16 protein-coding genes are annotated in these 18,473 nt (G+C 62.8%); 10 read left to right on the plus strand and 6 right to left on the minus strand.

The features are described 5' to 3' along the window. Positions 1–60: 60 nt before the first annotated feature. The 5 genes from menD to menE are packed head-to-tail and all read left to right on the plus strand — an operon-like array spanning position 61 to position 5,675. Positions 61–1,731 carry a 2-succinyl-5-enolpyruvyl-6-hydroxy-3-cyclohexene-1-carboxylic-acid synthase gene (gene menD / locus DBY73_RS06540; RefSeq protein ID WP_112010371.1) on the plus strand — a complete coding sequence of 557 codons (1,671 nt, stop codon included), beginning with the start codon at positions 61–63 and terminating at the stop codon, positions 1,729–1,731. Beyond that, the gene (gene menH / locus DBY73_RS06545; RefSeq protein ID WP_112010372.1) at positions 1,728–2,498 is read left to right on the plus strand and encodes a 2-succinyl-6-hydroxy-2,4-cyclohexadiene-1-carboxylate synthase; all 771 of its coding nucleotides are present in this window, start codon (positions 1,728–1,730) and stop codon (positions 2,496–2,498) included. Before menD ends, menH begins: the two co-directional genes overlap by 4 nt. Beyond that, on the plus strand, positions 2,495–3,352 hold the full coding sequence (menB, locus tag DBY73_RS06550) for a 1,4-dihydroxy-2-naphthoyl-CoA synthase (protein WP_080328564.1): 858 nt from the start codon (positions 2,495–2,497) through the stop codon (positions 3,350–3,352). Before menH ends, menB begins: the two co-directional genes overlap by 4 nt. After that, on the plus strand, positions 3,352–4,317 hold the full coding sequence (menC, locus tag DBY73_RS06555; protein WP_112010373.1) for an o-succinylbenzoate synthase: 966 nt from the start codon (positions 3,352–3,354) through the stop codon (positions 4,315–4,317). Before menB ends, menC begins: the two co-directional genes overlap by 1 nt. Further along, a complete protein-coding gene (menE, locus tag DBY73_RS06560; RefSeq protein ID WP_112010374.1) occupies positions 4,314–5,675 on the plus strand; it encodes an o-succinylbenzoate--CoA ligase in 1,362 nt (453 codons plus the stop codon). The genes menC and menE overlap by 4 nt, the downstream gene beginning before the upstream one ends. Here the strand turns inward: menE and DBY73_RS06565 are convergent, their stop codons facing one another. From DBY73_RS06565 to DBY73_RS06575, 3 genes are read right to left on the minus strand one after another with little or no spacing between them, the layout of a single operon-like run. Next, entirely contained in the window at positions 5,676–7,190 is a 1,515-nt protein-coding gene (locus tag DBY73_RS06565; RefSeq protein WP_112010375.1) for a tripartite tricarboxylate transporter permease, read from the minus strand. Positions 7,191–7,201: 11 nt separating this feature from the next. Further along, positions 7,202–7,633 carry a tripartite tricarboxylate transporter TctB family protein gene (locus tag DBY73_RS06570; RefSeq protein WP_112010376.1) on the minus strand — a complete coding sequence of 144 codons (432 nt, stop codon included), beginning with the start codon at positions 7,631–7,633 and terminating at the stop codon, positions 7,202–7,204. A gap of 11 nt (positions 7,634–7,644) precedes the next feature. Then, the gene (locus DBY73_RS06575; RefSeq protein ID WP_112010377.1) at positions 7,645–8,625 is read right to left on the minus strand and encodes a tripartite tricarboxylate transporter substrate binding protein; all 981 of its coding nucleotides are present in this window, start codon (positions 8,623–8,625) and stop codon (positions 7,645–7,647) included. A gap of 152 nt (positions 8,626–8,777) precedes the next feature. On the opposite strand from DBY73_RS06575, the gene tctD reads away from it, so the two are divergent. The 4 genes from tctD to DBY73_RS06595 all read left to right on the plus strand — a co-directional run bounded on the left by tctD (position 8,778) and on the right by DBY73_RS06595 (position 12,809). After that, positions 8,778–9,452 (plus strand): transcriptional regulator TctD, encoded by a 675-nt coding sequence (tctD, locus tag DBY73_RS06580; protein WP_112010378.1) that lies wholly within the window; start codon positions 8,778–8,780, stop codon positions 9,450–9,452. Next, positions 9,439–10,848 (plus strand): sensor histidine kinase, encoded by a 1,410-nt coding sequence (locus tag DBY73_RS06585; RefSeq protein ID WP_112010379.1) that lies wholly within the window; start codon positions 9,439–9,441, stop codon positions 10,846–10,848. The genes tctD and DBY73_RS06585 overlap by 14 nt, the downstream gene beginning before the upstream one ends. 127 nt (positions 10,849–10,975) lie before the next feature. Then, entirely contained in the window at positions 10,976–11,515 is a 540-nt protein-coding gene (locus tag DBY73_RS06590; protein ID WP_112010380.1) for a YfaZ family outer membrane protein, read from the plus strand. A 94-nt stretch (positions 11,516–11,609) separates the two neighbouring features. Then, the gene (locus DBY73_RS06595) at positions 11,610–12,809 is read left to right on the plus strand and encodes a nicotinamide mononucleotide deamidase-related protein YfaY (protein WP_112010381.1); all 1,200 of its coding nucleotides are present in this window, start codon (positions 11,610–11,612) and stop codon (positions 12,807–12,809) included. 32 nt (positions 12,810–12,841) lie between these two features. Here the strand turns inward: DBY73_RS06595 and glpC are convergent, their stop codons facing one another. From glpC to glpA, 3 genes are read right to left on the minus strand one after another with little or no spacing between them, the layout of a single operon-like run. Then, positions 12,842–14,032: an anaerobic glycerol-3-phosphate dehydrogenase subunit GlpC gene (gene glpC / locus DBY73_RS06600; RefSeq protein WP_112010382.1), complete on the minus strand. Its 1,191-nt coding sequence runs from the start codon at positions 14,030–14,032 to the stop codon at positions 12,842–12,844. Beyond that, positions 14,029–15,246 (minus strand): glycerol-3-phosphate dehydrogenase subunit GlpB, encoded by a 1,218-nt coding sequence (gene glpB / locus DBY73_RS06605; protein ID WP_112010383.1) that lies wholly within the window; start codon positions 15,244–15,246, stop codon positions 14,029–14,031. The genes glpC and glpB overlap by 4 nt, the downstream gene beginning before the upstream one ends. Then, complete coding sequence (gene glpA / locus DBY73_RS06610) at positions 15,236–16,864, minus strand: anaerobic glycerol-3-phosphate dehydrogenase subunit A (RefSeq protein ID WP_112010384.1); 1,629 nt, start codon at positions 16,862–16,864, stop codon at positions 15,236–15,238. Before glpA ends, glpB begins: the two co-directional genes overlap by 11 nt. Positions 16,865–17,120: 256 nt before the next feature. Here glpA and glpT point away from each other — a divergent pair, with 256 nt between their 5' ends. Next, a complete protein-coding gene (gene glpT / locus DBY73_RS06615) occupies positions 17,121–18,473 on the plus strand; it encodes a glycerol-3-phosphate transporter (RefSeq protein WP_112010385.1) in 1,353 nt (450 codons plus the stop codon).

Genomic DNA, 18,473 nt, shown 5'->3' on the forward strand with positions numbered 1-18,473 from the left:
CAAAATACCCATTTTTTCTATTATTTATACTGTGTCGTATTCTTGATACTGGACAATCTCATGTCAGTAAGTTCATTTAACCGACGCTGGGCGACGGTGATCCTTGAAGCCCTGACCCGCCATGGCGTCAGGCACGTGTGCATTGCGCCGGGCTCTCGCTCCACGCCACTCACCCTGGCGGCGGCGGAGAACAAGGCATTTATTCACCACACCCATTTTGACGAGCGCGGGCTTGGGCATCTGGCCCTTGGGCTGGCAAAAGTCAGCAACGCGCCGGTGGCGGTGATTGTCACCTCCGGCACGGCGGTAGCGAACCTGTATCCCGCGATCATTGAAGCCGGATTAACCGGTGAAAAGCTGATCCTGCTGACGGCCGATCGCCCGCCCGAACTGATTGACTGCGGCGCCAACCAGGCGATTCGCCAGCCGGGTATCTTTGCGACGCATCCTTCACGGACCGTTTCGCTCCCGCGCCCGACGCAGGATATTCCCGCAAGCTGGCTTGTCTCGACGCTCGATCACGCCATGGGCTCGCTGCGCAGCGGCGCGCTGCACGTTAACTGCCCGTTTGCCGAGCCGCTGTATGGCGAGATGGACGACACCGGGCTGGAGTGGCAGAACGCCCTCGGCGAATGGTGGCAAAGCGAAAAGCCGTGGCTGCGCGAACACACGCATCTTCAAAGCGCGAAGCAGCGCGACTGGTTCTTCTGGCGTCAAAAGCGCGGCGTGGTGGTTGCCGGGCGGATGAGCGCGGCGGAAGGCAGGCTGGCCGCGGAGTGGGCGAAAACGCTGGGCTGGCCGCTGATTGGCGACGTGCTGTCGCAGACCGGACAACCGCTGCCCTGCGCCGATCTCTGGCTGGGTAACGCGAAGGCGGTAACGGAACTTGCGCAGGCGCAGATTGTGGTCCAGCTTGGCTCAAGCCTCACCGGCAAGCGTCTGCTCCAGTGGCAGGCGACCTGCGCGCCGGAAGAGTACTGGCTGGTCGATCCGCTGGAAGGGCGGCTCGACCCGGCGCACCATCGCGGTCGCCGTCTGGTCAGCAACATTGAGAGCTGGCTTGAGCTGCATCCGGCTGAAAAACGCAGCCCGTGGGCGGTTGACGTGCCTGAACTTTCGCGCCAGGCGTGGGAACTGACCAAAGCGCACTGCGACGGGTTTGGCGAGGCCGAGCTGGCGCACCGCATTCGTCGCTATCTGCCGGAGCAGGGACAGCTGTTCGTTGGCAACAGCCTGGTGGTTCGCCTGATTGACGCCTTCTCGAAGCTGCCTGCCGGATATCCGGTGTACAGCAACCGCGGCGCGAGCGGCATTGACGGGCTCATTTCTACCGCCGCGGGCGTTCAGCGCGCCAGCGCGAAATCGACGCTGGCGATCGTGGGCGACCTCTCCGCGCTGTACGACCTTAACGCGCTGGCGCTGCTGCGTCAGGTCTCGGCGCCGTTCGTGCTGATCGTGGTGAATAACAACGGCGGGCAGATTTTCTCCCTGTTGCCGACGCCGCAAAGCGAGCGCGAGCGCTTCTACCTGATGCCGCAAAACGTGCAGTTCGAGCACGCGGCGGCCATGTTTAGCCTGAAGTATCACCGCCCGGAAAGCTGGGACGAACTGGACGCCGCCATGAACAGCGCGTGGCGTCAGCCTGGCGCCACGCTGATTGAGCTGGTGGTGAACGAGGCCGACGGTGCGCAGACCCTGCAAAACCTGCTGGCGCAGGTGAGCCACCTGTGATCCTCGCGGGCGTGCAGCAGGCCGGAAAGCCGGATTATCCCTGGCTGGTTTTTCTGCACGGCTTTTCCGGCGACTGCCGCGAATGGCAGACGGTCGGCGCCTCGCTGAGCGATTATCCCCGGCTGTATCTCGATCTGCCCGGACACGGCGCGTCCGCTGAAATTCGCGTAAGCGAGTTCCAGGAGGTCAGCGATCTGCTTGCCAGAACGCTGCTTAGTTACAACATACTTAACTACTGGCTGGTGGGGTACTCCCTCGGCGGCCGCATGGCGATGTTCCACGCCTGCCAGAGCCCAAAAGGGCTGTGCGGCATCGTGGTTGAAGGCGGTCATCCCGGACTTCTGGATGACGCTTCGCGTCAGGCGCGCCTGGCTTCCGATCGCCGCTGGGCGTCGCGCTTTCGCACCGAACCGCTGGCTGACGTTTTTGCCGACTGGTACCGGCAGCCGGTTTTCGCCTCGCTCAACGAGGCCCAGCGCCGGGAGCTGATTGCCCTGCGCAGCGTAAATAGCGGCGCGAATCTGGCCGACATGCTGGAGGCGACGTCGCTCGGCGCTCAGCCTGATTTACGCCCCGCGCTTCGGGGGCGAAATTTCGATTATATGTATGGCGAGCGTGACGAAAAGTTTGCGGCAATCGCCGCCGAACTGAACGCCACTCGCCATGTTATTCCTCACGCCGGACACAACGCCCATCGGGAAAATCCCGATGCGGTCGCGTCCTGTCTGGCTCAGATACTGCGTCTTCGAATAAAGGACACTCTATGATCTATCCTGATGAACACATGCTGTACGCCCCGGTTGAATGGCAAGACTGCTCCGAAGGCTACACCGATATTCGCTATCACAAATCTGCCGACGGCATTGCCAAAATCACCATTAACCGCCCGCAGGTGCGCAACGCGTTCCGTCCGCTGACCGTGAAAGAGATGATTCAGGCGCTGGCCGACGCGCGCTATGACGACAATATCGGCGTCATCGTGCTGACCGGTGAAGGGGATAAAGCGTTCTGCTCCGGCGGTGACCAGAAGGTGCGCGGCGACTACGGCGGATACCAGGACGATGCCGGTACGCATCACCTGAACGTGCTCGATTTTCAGCGCCAGATCCGCACCTGTCCAAAACCGGTTGTGGCGATGGTGGCGGGCTACTCCATCGGCGGCGGCCACGTGCTGCACATGATGTGCGACCTGACCATCGCGGCGGAAAACGCCATCTTCGGCCAGACCGGTCCGAAAGTGGGCTCCTTCGACGGCGGCTGGGGCGCTTCGTACATGGCGCGCATCGTGGGGCAGAAAAAAGCCCGCGAAATCTGGTTCCTGTGCCGCCAGTACAACGCCCAGGAAGCGCTGGATATGGGCCTGGTGAATACCGTGGTGCCGATTGCCGATCTCGAAAAAGAGACCGTGCGCTGGTGCCGCGAAATGCTGCAAAACAGCCCAATGGCGCTGCGCTGCCTGAAGGCGGCCCTGAACGCCGACTGCGACGGCCAGGCGGGCCTGCAGGAGCTGGCGGGCAACGCCACCATGCTGTTCTACATGACCGAAGAGGGTCAGGAAGGACGCAACGCGTTTAACGAAAAGCGCCAGCCGGACTTCAGCAAATACAAACGGAACCCGTAATGCGTCGCGCGCAGGTTTACCGCTGGCAGATACCGATGGACGCGGGCGTGGTGCTGCGCGATCGGCGGTTAAAAACCCGTGACGGATGCTTCGTTCATCTTCAGGTGGGCGAGCGGGAAGGCTGGGGCGAGGTTTCGCCCCTTCCGGGCTTCAGCCTGGAGTCGCTGGAAGATGCGCAGGCCGCGTTGACGGCCTGGGTTCAGGCATGGCGCAGCGGCGAAAGCCCGTCGTTGCCTGAGATGCCTTCCGTCGCGTTTGGCATCAGCTGCGCGCTGGCGGAGCTGAACGGTACGCTGCCGGACGCGGCAAACTATCGCGCCGCGCCGCTCTGCACGGGCGATCCGGACGAGCTGTTTGCGCTGCTTTCCGCCATGCCCGGCGAGAAGGTGGCGAAAATCAAGGTCGGCCTCTACGAAGCCGTGCGCGACGGCATGGTGGCCAACCTGCTGCTCGAAGCCATCCCGGATCTGCGCCTGCGCCTGGACGCGAACCGCGCCTGGACGCCGCTCAAGGCGCAGCAGTTCGCGAAATACGTCAACCCTGCGTACCGCAGCCGCATTGCGTTTCTCGAAGAGCCCTGCAAAACGCGCGATGACTCCCGCGCCTTTGCCCGCGAAACGGGGATTGCGATTGCCTGGGATGAGAGCCTGCGCGAGGCCGACTTTGAGTTTGTCGCCGAGCCGGGCGTGAGCGCGGTGGTCATCAAGCCGACCCTCACCGGCAGCCTGGAAACGGTGCGCGAGCAGGTTGCCGCCGCGCACGCGCTGGGGCTGACGGCGGTGATCAGCTCGTCCATCGAATCCAGCCTCGGGCTCACGCAGCTGGCGCGCGTCGCCGCGTGGCTCACGCCGGATACCGTGCCGGGCCTCGACACGCTCAGCCTGATGCAGGCGCAGCTGGTTCGCCGGTGGCCGGAAAGCACGCTCCCCTGCCTGAACGTTGAGGCGCTGGAGCCGCTGCTATGAGCTTTACCGACTGGCCCTGGCGGCACTGGCGCGCGCGTTACGCGGAGAAACCCGCGCTGCGGCTAGGCGATGATACGCTCACCTGGCGGCAGCTTTGCGAGAAGATTGACGGACTTGCCTGCGGCTTTCACCAGCAGGGCGTGGGGGAGGGCGACGGCGTGATGCTGCTCGCCCACAACCATCCGCGCGCGCTGCTGGCGTGGCTGGCGTTGCTCCAGTGCGGGGCGCGCATTCTTCCGGTGAATCCCCAGCTTCCGCGCCCGCTGCTGGACGTGCTGCTCCCGCAGATGACGCTGCGGCATGCGCTGGTGCTGGACGGCGGCTATGACGCGCTTCCGGCGCTGACGCTGAGCGCGACCGCTGGCGCGCACGCCGCGGAGTGGAGCCCGGATCGCCTTGCCTCCATGACCCTGACCTCCGGCTCTTCCGGCCTGCCCAAGGCGGCGGTGCACACCTGTGCTGCCCATCTCGCCAGCGCACGGGGCGTGCTGGCGCTGATGCCGTACGGTCCCGATGACGACTGGCTGCTGTCGCTGCCGCTGTTTCACGTCTCCGGCCAGGGCATTTTGTGGCGCTGGCTAGAGGCGGGCGCGCGCTTAACCGTGCGCGAGAAGCAGCCCCTGGAGCAGGCGCTGCGTGGCTGCACGCACGCGTCGCTGGTGCCGACGCAGCTGTGGCGTCTGCTGAACGCACAGTGCCCGCTCGCGCTCCGGGCGGTGCTGCTCGGCGGCGCGGCCATTCCCGTTGAGCTGACCCTCAGGGCGCGGGAGCAGGGCGTTCGCACGTTCTGCGGCTACGGCCTGACCGAATTTGCCTCAACGGTTTGCGCCAAGGAGGCGGACGGTGAAGCCGACGTTGGCCCCGCGCTGCCGGGCAGAGAGGTGCAGATTGTAGGGGGGGAAATCTGGCTGAAGGCGAAAAGCATGGCGGCGGGCTACTGGCGAGACGGCGCGCTGCTGCCGCTGGTGAATGACGAAGGCTGGTTTGCCACCCGCGATCGCGGCGAGCTTCACGGCGGCCGCCTGACCGTTCTTGGGCGAATGGATAACCTCTTTTTCAGTGGTGGAGAGGGCATTCAGCCCGAAGCGCTGGAGCGCGTGATTGCCACGCACCCGCAGATAAGCCAGGTCTTTATCGTTCCGCTGGACGATGCCGAATTTGGTCAACGCCCGGTGGCGGTGGTGGAGTGCGAGCCGGGAGCGGACGTTGCGCGCCTGCCGGAGTGGGTTAGCGATAAGCTGGCGCGCTTTCAGCAGCCGGTGCGCTGGCTGGTGCTGCCCCCGGAATTGAAAACGGGCGGGATTAAAATCTCCCGCCAGGCGTTAAGGCAGTGGGTTAATGCGCAGCTGAAAGGCTAGTTAGCCGATATCGGGCTGCGCCCTGCGCTGGCGGCGACGCAGCAGGCGCAGCACCGGCGGCACCACGATCACCACGATGGCCATCCCCAGCAGCACCCTGGTCACGCTGCTCTCCCACAGAATCGACATATTGCCGTTGCTGATTGAGAGCGCGCGGCGCAGGTTCTGTTCAAGCATTTCCCCCAGCACGAACCCTAAAATCAGCGGCGACATCGGGAAGTGCATCTTGCGCAGGATATAGCCCAGCACGCCAAGCAGCACCATCAGCACCAGGTCGAAGGTGGTGCTGTGAACCGCATACACCCCCACCGCCGAGACCGCCGCAATCGCGGGTACCAGGAACCACAGCGGAATGGTCAGCATGCGGGTAAACAGCCCAATCAGCGGGATGTTCATCACCAGCAGCATCACGTTGGCAATCAGCAGCGCGGCGATCAGGCCCCAGACGATGTCCGGCTGTTCGGTGAACATCGCTGGCCCCGGCGTGATGTTGTAGAGCGTGAGCGCGCCCATCATCACCGCCGTGGTGCCGGAGCCCGGCACGCCCAGGGTCAGCATCGGAATAAACGAGCCGCAGGCCGAGGCGTTATTGGCCGCCTCTGGCGCAGCGACGCCGCGAATATCGCCTTTTCCGAAGCTATCGCTGTTGCCGCTCAGCTTTTTCTCTGTCATGTAGGTGATGGCGCTTGCGATGGTCGCCCCCGCGCCGGGCAGCACGCCGACGAAGAAACCGATGACCGACGAGCGTAAGGTGGCGCCCACGCACTGCGCCCCCTCTTTGGCATTAAAGAGCATTCGTCCGGTCTTACGGACCAGCGTCTGCCCGCTGCTGGTATGTTCCAGCATCAGTAAGATTTCCGAAACAGAGAACAGGCCAATCACCACGACGATAAACTGCACGCCGTCGGAGAGGTGAACGCTGTCGAAGGTAAAACGATAAACCCCGGTGTTGGCATCCACGCCGACGGTGGCTAAACCTAAGCCAATCAGCGCGGATAAAAACGACTTCAGCGGATTCTGCGCCATCATGCTGCCGAGGCAGGCAATGGCGAATACCATCAGTGCAAAATATTCCGCCGGACCAAACGCCAGCGACCACTCGGCCAGCGCGGGAGCAAACAGAATGATGCCGCCGATCGCAATCATCGAACCGAAGAACGAGCTGACGGCGGAAATCGAGAGCGCCACGCCGCCGCGCCCCTGCTGCGCCATCGGGTAGCCGTCCAGCGCGGTCATGATGGCGGCGGCATCGCCGGGCACGTTGAGCAGAATCGACGATATGCGCCCGCCGTACTCGCAGCCGATATAGACCGTTGCCAGCAGGATCAGCGCGGACTCTGCGGGCAGGTGCAGGGCGAACGCCAGCGGGAGCAAAATCGCCACGCCGTTGATGGGCCCGAGGCCGGGCAGCAGGCCGACGATCGTGCCGACGAAGCAGCCGATCAGGGCGATGACCAGGTTTTCCGGGGTCATCGCTACCGCGAACCCCTGAGAGAGATAGATCCAGGTATCCATAGCGTGCTCCGTTAGTTAAACCATGCGCCGAGCGGCAGGGTCACGTCCAGCAGGCGGTCGAAGGCGTACCAGAGCAAAATGCCCAGTACGACCCCGGAGATCCCCGCCGCAGGCAGCGAGGCGTTAAAAAGCAAACCAATCACCATCGTCAGGATGGCGGTGGCAATCGGGAAGCCGAGCCACTCAAAGCCCCAGGCGTACATCAGCAGGATAATTACCATCACCAGCAGACGTTGCAGCGTGCGGCGTGGCGGCCACTCCACGGTATCCGGATGGCGCAACAGCAGCGCCACCGAACAGAGCAGCATCAGGCCGACAATGCCCATCGGGAAGGGGCGTGGCCCCACGGGTTCATAGCTGTATTCGCTGTGGATTTGCCAGGCGATGAACAGCCCGCCCACGCACAGCAAAAGCCAGATCCCGGCAAAAATGCGATCGCTCATAGCGCCTCCGGTTATTTCGCCAGACCAAAGGCTTTCGCCTGTTCGCGGTAGTCATTCACCTGTTTTTTGACGTACTCGTCCAGCGGCTTGCCGTTCAGGTTGAACTCAAATAGCCCGCGCAGATCGCGCTGCTTTTTGAAGCTCTCGGTCTGCTGAAGTTTGGTAAATTCGTCCACCCACCACTGGTATTCCGCGTCGGTCACCTTCGGCCCGACGAAGAAGCCGCGAATAATCGGCCAGACCAGGTTATAGCCCTGCTCTTTGGCGGTGGGAACGTTCGCCAGCGCGCCCGGCAGGCGCTCTTCGGCAAAGACGGCCAGCACGCGAATTTTATCCCCGCTTAGATACGGCACCATCTCGCTGAGATCGCCGGAGACAGCCTGAACGTGGTTGCCCATTAGGGCCGTCACCGGCTCGCCGCCGCCCTCAAACGCCACGTAGCGCATCTTGTGCGGATCAACCTTCGCCTGCTGCGCCAGCAGCGCCGCCTTCATCCAGTCCTGGCTGCCAATGGAGGCGCCCGCGCCAATCACCACGCTGTTCGGATCTTTTTCCATCGCGCTGAGCAGGTCCTTCAGGGATTTCCACGGGGAGTCCGCGCGCACGGCGATCATGCCGTAGTCTGTGCCGACGGTGGCCAGCCAGCGCACGTCGTCCACGCCGTAGCGGCCAAACTTGCCCTGCGAGAGGTTTAGCAGCGAGCCGCCGGAAAAGGCGACCACCGTGCCCGCTTCCGCAGGACGCTGCGCCACGATGGCGTTATAGGCAACCGCCCCCACGCCGCCGGGCATGTAGGTCACGCGCATCGGTTTTTCGATAGCGCCGGTTTCAAGCAGGCTAACCTGAATCAATTTGCAGGTGAGATCGAAACCGCCGCCGGGCTTGGCGGGGGCGATACATTCGGTGCGGGAGGGCGCGTCCTGCGCCTGGACAGCAGAGGCACTCAACATCAATACGCTTGCAGCAAGGGTAGAAAGTAATTGTTTTTTCATCGTTTATCCTCACGCCGGAGAACCGGGAGTACGGGTACGGGTGTCTTTTTTCTGATTATGTGAACCACCGTGTAGCGGTTCCGTTGCGTGATTGTTAAAACAATAACCTTTCATTTCCCTTTCAATACGACACCAACTTTACAGGATGTGATATGCGTCTCTTACTGGCGGAAGATAATCGTGAGCTGGCGCACTGGCTGGAGAAAGCGCTGGTGCAGGGCGGCTTTGCCGTGGACTGCGTGGGCGACGGGCGGGCGGCCGATCACCTGCTGCAGGGTGAGGACTACGCGGTCGCGATTCTGGATATCGGCATGCCCGGCTTTGACGGGCTGGAAGTGGTGCAGCGCCTGCGAAAGCGGGGGCAAACGCTGCCCGTGCTGTTTCTCACCGCACGCAGCAACGTGGCGGACAGGGTCAAAGGGCTCAATGCCGGAGCGGATGACTATCTGCCCAAGCCGTTTGAGCTGGAGGAGCTGGACGCCCGCCTGCGCGCGCTGCTGCGTCGAAGCGAAGGGCGGACCCAGGAGCGTCAGCGTCTGGGGGAGCTGGAATACGATGATGAAGGCTTTTTCCTGCTGCGCGACGAGCCGCTCTCCCTGACGCCGCGCGAGCTGTCGCTGCTTAAGGTGCTGATGCACCGCCGGACCCGCCCCGTCTCCCGACAGCAATTGTTCGACCAGGTGTTTAGCCTCAACGATGACGTCAGCCCGGAGAGCATCGATCTCTATATTCACCGCCTGCGCAAAAAGCTGAGCGCCAGCGGGGTGCGCATTACCACGCTGCGCGGCCTGGGCTACGTGCTGGAGTGCGGCGATGAGGTGGGCTAAGCCGCAGTCGCTCTATATGCAGCTGCTCCTCTTTCTGGGGCTGCCGCTGCTCCTGCTCTGGGGATTATCGACGTTTAACAGCTACGTCAGCGCGCTGCAGGCGGCAACGCAGGCCTACGACCGCACGCTGCTTTCGTCGGCGCGAACGGTGTCGGAGCGGCTGGTGGTTCACAACGGCAGGCTGGAGGTGAACGTGCCCTGGGTGGTGCTCGACAGCTTTGAGCTAAACATGAACGATCGGCTGTACTACAAGGTGGTGGACCCGGAAGGGCGGGTGATTTCAGGCTTTGACGATCTGCCGAAAATGCCGCCCTCTACCTCGCGCACCACGCTCTATCCGGCGCTGGCGTGGTTTTACCATACCGAGTATCGGGGGCAGGCCATTCGGGTGGCCCGGCTGCTCCAGCCGGTCAACGAGGGAAATATTGTCGGGATGGCGGAAATCTACGTCGCGGAAACCCTGCAATCACGGCGCTACCTCGCCAGCCAGCTGCTCTTCTCTTCGTGGGTCTCTCAGGGGATGCTGGTGCTGCTGACGCTCATCCTCACCGCCTGGCTGCTGCGGCGCGTGCTGCGCCCGATGCGCCAGCTCTCGTCATTGATGGTCCGCCGCGAGCCGGGGCTGCTGGCGCCGCTGCCGGAGCTGCTGCCGTGGTCTGAAACGCGGCTGCTGATCGTGGCCTTTAACCGCTACATCGACAGGCTTCGCGGGGTGTTATCCCGCCAGGAGCGCTTTAGCGCGGATGCGTCTCACCAGCTGAAAACCCCTCTGGCGGTGCTGAAAACGCAGGTCTCCGTCGCCCTGACGCGCGACGACCCCGCGCTTTGGCAGGAGAGCCTGCGGGCGATGAACGTCACGCTGGATAATACCATTCTGTTAACCGAGCGCCTGCTGCAGCTTGCCGCGGTGAAGCGCAAGGAGCAGGGCGAGAAACAGTTTGCGGCCGTTGACCTGGTTCAGGTGGTGCAGAACGGCTGCTTTTCCCGTCTGGCGCAGGCGCGTAGCAAGGGCATTGACCTGGGCTATGACGGGGTTCAGCAGCCGGTGATGATAGAGGGCGATGACGTACTGCTGGGCGAGCTTTGCGCTACCCTGCTGGAGAACGCCATTAAATATACGCCAGAGAACGGCGTGGTAACGGTTTTCCTGCGCCGTGAAGGCGATGCCGTCGAGCTTCGCGTGGAGGACAGCGGCCCCGGCATTGATGAGGCGCTGATGCACCAGGCCATGCTGCCGTTCCACCGGCTGGATAACGTCGGCGACGCGCCCGGCTCGGGCATTGGCCTGGCGCTGGCGAGCGACATCGCCCGGCTTCACCGTAGCCATCTTCACCTTTCGCGTAGCGACACGCTGGGTGGCCTGTGCGTGAAGCTGCGCTTTCTGAGGATGGAATAAGGCCGACAGAATCGAATCGTTACAATCAAATCGTCAGGCGCACACGGAGAGCTTGATCCCTTAGCGGCTCAGGTTAAAATCTCGCGGTTTTGGGACATTTCTCTTTAAATTGTGCGGGATCACGACAATGAAAAAAGTGGCATTAGCGGGCTTAGGCCTGATGTTTGCGTCGACGGCGGCAAACGCAATTTCCTTTAACGGCTCGGCGGGGAAAGAATATACCCACCTGGGCTTTGGCCTGGGGACGGAAACCTCCGGCCTGGCGATGACCGGCGGCTGGACGCATAACGATGACGACGGCGACGCGGCAAGCCTCGGCCTGGGCCTGAACGTTCCGCTGGGGCCATTCCTGGCGACCGTGGGCGGAAAAGGCATCTACACCAACCCGAACAACGGTGACGAAGGCTACGCGGCGGCAGTGGGCGGCGGCCTGCAGTGGAAAATCGGCGACAGCTTCGGCCTGTTCGGCGAGTACTACTACTCACCGGATTCGCTCTCAAGCGGTATCGACAGCTATGAAGAAGCCAACGCCGGCGCGCGCTGGACCATCATGCGCCCGATCACTATCGAAGCGGGCTATCGCTATCTGAACCTGGCGGGTAAAGACGGCAACCGCGACAACGCGCTGGCCGACGGCCCTTACGTAGGCGTGAGCGCCGGTTTCTAATCGCTTCGGCGCGGCGGCCTGCCGCGCCAGTTTATCGCTTCTCCCTTTCCCCGATTGCGCTATAGTGTTTTGACCATAGAAGTGGGAGAACACAATGATAAATGTGGAAATGCTATCCACGGGCGACGAAGTGCTGCACGGTCAAATTATTGATACCAATGCCGCCTGGCTTGCCGACGTATTCTTTGAGCAGGGATTACCGCTAACGCGCCGCAACACGGTCGGCGACAATCTTGAATCGCTGGTGAACATTCTGCGCGAGCGCAGCGAACACGCTGACGTGCTGATTGTGAACGGCGGGCTGGGCCCGACCAGCGACGACCTCAGCGCGCTGGCCGCCGCAACGGCGAAAGGCGAAGGGCTGGTACTCCATGAGGAGTGGCTGGCGCAGATGGAGCGCTTCTTCACAGAGCGCGGCCGCGTGATGGCCCCCAGCAACCGCAAGCAGGCGGAAATTCCCGCCAGCGCCGAGCTGGTGGATAACCCCGTCGGCACCGCCTGCGGGTTTGCCGTTCAGCTTAACCGCTGCCTGATGTTCTTCACGCCGGGCGTGCCGTCTGAATTTAAGGTGATGGTCGAGCAGCAAATTCTCCCGCGCCTGCGCGCGCGGTTTACCCTGCCGGAACCGCCGCTGTGCCTGCGCCTGACCACCTTTGGCCGCTCGGAAAGCGATCTGGCCCAGAGCCTCGACCACCTGAAGCTCCCGCCCGGCGTTTCAATGGGCTATCGCTCCTCGATGCCGATTATCGAACTCAAGCTGACGGGGCCTGCGACCGAGAAGGCCGCGATGCTGGCGCTGTGGCCGGAAGTGCAGCGCGTTGCCGGAGAGAGCCTGATCTTCGAAGGCACGGAGGGGCTGCCCGCGCAGATTTCCCAGGCGCTTCAGGCTCGCCAGCTCAGCGTGACGCTCAGCGAACAGTTCACCGGCGGGCTGCTGGCGCTCCAGCTTTCCCGCGCCGCTGCGCCGCTGCTGGCCAGCGAAGTGGTGCCGTTCCAGCAGGAGACGCTGGCGCAGACCGCGCGCTGGGCGTCCGAGCGCAGGGTGAAGCATTTTGCCGGGCTGGCGCTGTTCGTGGGCGGGCTGGACGACGAGCATCTTAACCTTGCGCTGGCAACGCCGGAGGGCACCCACGCGCTGCGGGTCAAAATGAGCATTACGCGCCACGGCCTGGCGGTGCGCCAGGAGGTGTGCGCGATGATGGCGCTCAACATGCTGCGCCGCTGGCTCGGCGGAAAAGAGGTGGCCAGCGAGCACGGCTGGATTAACGTCGTGGAGTCGCTGTTCGTTGAATGAGGCGTTTGCCGGGGCACTTCCCCCGGCAATGCTTACGTCAGCGCTTTCGCCAGCAGGGTGATGGGGTGTTCGCAGCGCTTGCTGGTGGACATCTCAATCTGCCACTTGCAGGTTTCGCAGTCCGTCACCACCAGATCCGCGCCGCTCTCTTCAATCTGCTGAAACAGCGGAGCGCCGATGGCCTGCGACGTTTCGTAGTTTTCTCGCTTAAAGCCGTAGGTGCCTGCAATCCCGCAGCAGCGTGAATCCAGCACCGTCAGCTCCAGCCCCGGAATCAGCCGCAGCAGCTCCAGCGTGTACAGCGACCAGCCCATTTTCTCCATATGGCACGGCGTGTGATACACCACTTTTAGCGGCAGTGCCTTCAGCGGCAGCGTCTGGCCGGCGTCCAGCCTGCGCCACAAAAAGCGCGTCGCCAGCTCGATATGTTCCCGCAGCCCGGTGTTATCCACGTCCAGCAGGTGCGGATACTCATCGCGCAGGGTAAAGGTGCAGGTGGACGACGTTGCCAGCACCGGAATGCCCCTGTCGACAATCGCCTCGCGCAGCGACGTAACGTTGCTTTTCGCCTGCCTGCGCGCCTTTTCCGTGAAGCCGTTGGCAATGAGCGGCACGCCGCAGCACTTCTCTTTGCTAAGCAGCTGCACGCCGGTGCCCATGGCGTTCAGGACCTTCAGCAGATCTTTCCCCAGCTGCGGATGGTTGTAGTTCACGTAGCAGCCGTGGAAGAAGGCGACCTGGTCGGCGAAGCGCGACTGCTCTGCCGCCACGGTTTTGTACCAGCGGCGAAACGTGCCGTGAGAGTACTTCGGCAGGCTCCGGTGGTGGTCGATTTTAAGCGCCGCGTCCAGCAGCCTGCGCACCGGCTTCAGCGAGGTGGCGGCATTCACGAGCGGCGCGAAGGGCGTCGAGACGCTGCCCATCAGGTCGGTATGGCTGAGAATGGCGTCGCGCAGCGTCGGCTTCTGTTTGCCGTAGCGCGCGCGGGCGCGCTGAATGATATCGCCGATGTTGACGTCGGACGGGCAGGCCACCTCGCAGCGCTTGCAGTTGATGCAGTATTTAAGCGCCTCGTCGTACAGCGCGCCGTCCTTCAGGCGCAGACGCTCGCCGTCCGGCCCGGCCTGTTTAGGGCCGGGATAGCGCGGGTTTACGCCGCTGACAGGGCACACCGTGGTGCAAACCGTGCACTTGATGCAGTTTTCAAAACGGGTCTCGTTCATTGTTCCGCCTCCGCGCGCTGGCTAATTTGTTCCGCGACGTAGAGCGCCGTGAGCGCGCAGACGCCGCCGCCGCAGCCCTGCGCGATAGGATCGTATCCGCCCAGCAGGGAGCCAATGGCGTAGAGATTGCCAGGCGGCGTGCCATCACGCTGCGGGCGCAGCTGTTCATCGACAATGACCCCGAACTGCTGCCAGGGCTGAGGCGCGAAAAAGTCACTTTGATACCAGTCGGCGCGGGACGCGCTCTGGCGAACGTCCAGACCAAGAATGGCCTCGCGAACGCCCTCGCGGCTGCTTATCAGCCCGTTGCTGAAGAAGCTGCCGCTTGCCAGCACCGCATAGCGCGCGCGAAGCGGGATATCCTCATGGTTGCGCGTCCAGATTTCGCTCACGTTATTGTCGGTCATCGTCATTTTTTTCACCTCGTCTCCCGCCATCCACACGCCGCCCTGGGCAATAAACTGCCGCTGAAGCTGGGTATGCAGGCGAATGCCCGGTACGGATGGCGGCAGCGTGGGCAGCAGGCCCAGCGAGCAGGGCAGACGATCCGACAGCCAGCGCCAGAGCTGATTGTCCGTCAGGCCGAAGCAGGCGGGTATGAAGAGCGCGTCGCAGCGTTCGGCGAGCGGGCTAAGCGCCGCCAGCAGCCGCGGCCAGTTCTCCTGCTTATCCAGCAGCCGGGCGATATTCACCGCCCGAAATTCGCTCGGGTTATCGCGCAGCACGTCGAGCTCTGGCAGATCGATCTCTGCCGTTTCGGCGCAAATTCCCTGCTGGCTAAGGGACGCCGCGGCCAGATGCGCCTGAAAATCCAGAAAGCCGCTGATGCCCACGACCAGCACGCGCTCGGCGTTGAGCGGCGCGACGGGGACCTCTTCCGGGCTGAGCCACGCGGATCGCAGGGTGCCAAGCGGCGTCACGCGGCGGTGATTGTGCTCCGCGCTGCCCTGCATCCGCGCGCCGCAGCGCGCCAGCAGGGTTTCGGTTTCGTGGGCCAGCCTGGCCATATTTTCGCTGCCGATGAGGCGGTAGGGATGTTCTGGCGGCAGCGCGTTGACGTCCCGCCCGTCCAGCAGATCCAGCGAGCCGGACGAGAAGTGCAGGGCGCTCTGGCCCCGGCTGACGATGGCGCAGCGGAGCCCCCGCTCGGTGAGCTTAAGCCCGCACAGCAGCCCGGCCAGGCCGCCGCCGATAATCACGGAATCAAATTTCACGGTGTGTCTCCTTCTCCAGGCCGCACAGCCCCTGGTAGACCCAGCGGGTGAACTCGCTTTCGCGCAGCGCGTCGCCCCAGGCGATCGGCTGAATTCCTTTCCAGCGTTCGTTTAAAAAATCGCTGAGCTGCTCGAGGGACTGGGTTGAGGTGGTGACGTTAAAGCGCTGCAGCAGCCCGGCGGCGCGGCAGGCGCACAGCTCGCCCTGACAGGTGCCCATTCCCACGCGCGTGCGGCGGCGCAGGTCGAGCAGGGTATTGACCGTCAGGTTTTCAACGGCGTACTGCACTTCCCCCGCGGTGACGGCCTCGCATTCGCACACCAGGCTGCGGCTCAGCCGCCCGTCGCCCAGCCACGTCGGCGTTCTGTCCCCGTGGCGATAAACCGCGGAGCCGCGCAGCGGGGCGGGGAGCGAGATAATTTTTTGCAGCGTTTTTTCGGTGGACTGGCGAGAGCCGGGCAGCGGCTGTTTGGCCGTGACGCAGGGTTCGCTGTTGCCGAGCTTGCGGCAGACGGCATCGGTTGCCCACTGCGCCATCAGGCGGTAGGTCATCAGCTTGCCGCCGGTAATGGTGATAAAGCCGTCCATGCCGTCGCGCTCCGCGTGGTCGAGCAGCACGATGCCGCGGCTGACGCTGCGCCCGCTCGGATCGTCATCGCTCGCCACCAGCGGACGCACGCCCGCGTAGGCGCGCAGAATGCGCGTTTGCGCCATCGCGGGCGCGAGCTTTTCGCCCTCGCGCAGCAGAATATCGACCTCTTCGGCGGTGACGCGGTTGTAGTCGATCTCGCTGTAGTCAACGTGCGTGGAGGTGGTGCCGATAAGCGAAATGGTATCGCCCGGAACCAGAATGTCCGCGTCCGACGGCTTACGGCAGCGGTTGATGACGTGGTTGTTGATGCGGTGATCGAGAATAAGCAGCGACCCTTTTGCCGGGAACATGCGCAAAGAGACGTCGGCATACTCCGCGATGCGCTGCCCCCAGATCCCCGCCGCGTTGACGACGACGCTGGCATACAGTTCGCCGTGCTCCTGATAGCGCGCGTCGAATACCCGAACGCCGCGAACGATGTTTCCCTCGCGGATAAGCCCGGTGACCTCATGCCCGGTCAGGATGCGCGCGCCGTGCTCGCGGGCGTCCAGCATGTTGGCGGCGGTAAGGCGAAACGGATCGACGGTGCCGTCGGGGACTTTCACCGCGCCGATCAGCGCCGGGTTAACGGAAGGCTCGATTTGGCGGGCGAGGGCCGGGTCAATGGCCTCTGCGTTGATGCCTGCCGTGCGGCAGGCGCTGATAAAGGTCTGCTGAAACGCCAGATCGTCGTCGGGAAGGGTGATGAACAGGCCGCCGGTTGGCTCAATGCAGTGGCGGGCAATACGCTTCAGGATCTGATTTTCAGCTATGCACTCGCGCGCGGATTCGCCGTCCGTGACCGCGTAGCGCGCGCCGCTGTGCAGCAGGCCGTGGTTGCGGCCGGTGGCGCCCGTCGCTATGTCGTGGCGCTCCAGCAGGGTCACGCTAAGGCCCCTGAGCGCGCAGTCGCGGGCGATCCCGGCACCGGTTGCTCCACCGCCAATGATAATCACATCGCTGTAGCGAGGATCGTGAATTGTCATTGTCTTCCCTCATGTTCGTTTTTTTACCATTTAGACACATTGATAGTGTGGTTTGTTTGATTTCGAACATAATCGAGCGCAATTCGAAAATGAAACGTGATTTCATGCGCTATTTTGCGCATATTGTCATATTTCTGTAACAATCTGTGCGTTGATTCACAGTAACAATTCGCATGATTTCTTAACATCGCCGCCTCTCTGGAGTTTGGGGCACAAGAACCCCTGAAAAATTCAACACCTGGCCACGGAGGCTGTCATGCTGAGTATTTTTAAACCTGCGCCGCATCGGGCGCGTCTGCCAGAGGCAGACATCGATCCGCTATACCGCCGCCTGCGCTGGCAAATCTTCCTGGGGATTTTCTTCGGCTACGCGGCGTACTATCTGGTGCGCAAAAACTTTGCGCTTGCCATGCCGTATCTGGTGGAGCAGGGCTTCTCGCGCGGCGATTTAGGCTTTGCGCTGTCGGGGATCTCGATCGCCTATGGTTTTTCTAAATTCATCATGGGCTCGGTGTCGGATCGCTCGAATCCGCGCGTGTTCCTGCCCGCCGGCCTGATTCTGGCTGCGGCGGTGATGCTGTTTATGGGCTTCGTACCGTGGGCCACCTCCAGCATCGCGGTGATGTTCGTGCTGCTGTTCCTCTGCGGCTGGTTCCAGGGGATGGGGTGGCCGCCGTGCGGGCGCACCATGGTGCACTGGTGGTCGCAGAAGGAGCGCGGCGGCATTGTGTCGGTATGGAACTGCGCGCATAACGTGGGCGGCGGTATTCCACCTCTGCTGTTCCTGCTTGGGATGGCCTGGTTCAACGACTGGAAAGCCGCGCTGTATATGCCTGCGTTTGGCGCGATCCTGGTGGCGATTATTGCCTTCGCGCTGATGCGCGATACGCCGCAGTCCTGCGGCCTGCCGCCGATTGAAGAGTATAAAAACGACTATCCGGATGATTACGGCAAGGAGCACGAAGAAGAGCTGACGGCAAAACAGATCTTCATGAAGTACGTTCTGCCGAACAGGCTGCTGTGGTACATCGCGGTGGCGAACGTCTTCGTTTACCTGCTGCGCTACGGCATCCTCGACTGGTCCCCGACCTACCTGAAAGAGGTGAAGCACTTCGCGCTGGATAAATCCTCCTGGGCCTATTTCCTCTATGAATATGCCGGGATCCCGGGCACGCTGCTGTGCGGCTGGATGTCGGACAAGGTGTTCAAAGGCAACCGCGGCGCGACGGGCGTGTTCTTTATGACCCTGGTCACCATCGCGACCGTTGTTTACTGGCTTAACCCGCCGGGTAATCCGGGTGTGGATATGGCCTGTATGATCGTGATCGGCTTCCTGATTTATGGCCCGGTGATGCTGATCGGCCTGCACGCGCTGGAGCTGGCGCCGAAAAAAGCGGCAGGGACGGCGGCGGGCTTTACCGGCCTGTTCGGCTACCTGGGCGGTTCGGTCGCAGCGAGCGCCATTGTCGGCTATACCGTTGACTTCTTCGGCTGGGACGGCGGCTTTATGGTGATGATCGGCGGCAGCGTGCTGGCGGTACTGCTGCTGATCGTTGTCATGATTGGTGAAAAACGCCATCACGCTGAAGTGCTGGCGCGTCGTCAATAA

Source organism: Enterobacter sp. RIT418, from assembly GCF_003057745.1.
In the GTDB taxonomy this organism is placed as follows: domain Bacteria; phylum Pseudomonadota; class Gammaproteobacteria; order Enterobacterales; family Enterobacteriaceae; genus Enterobacter.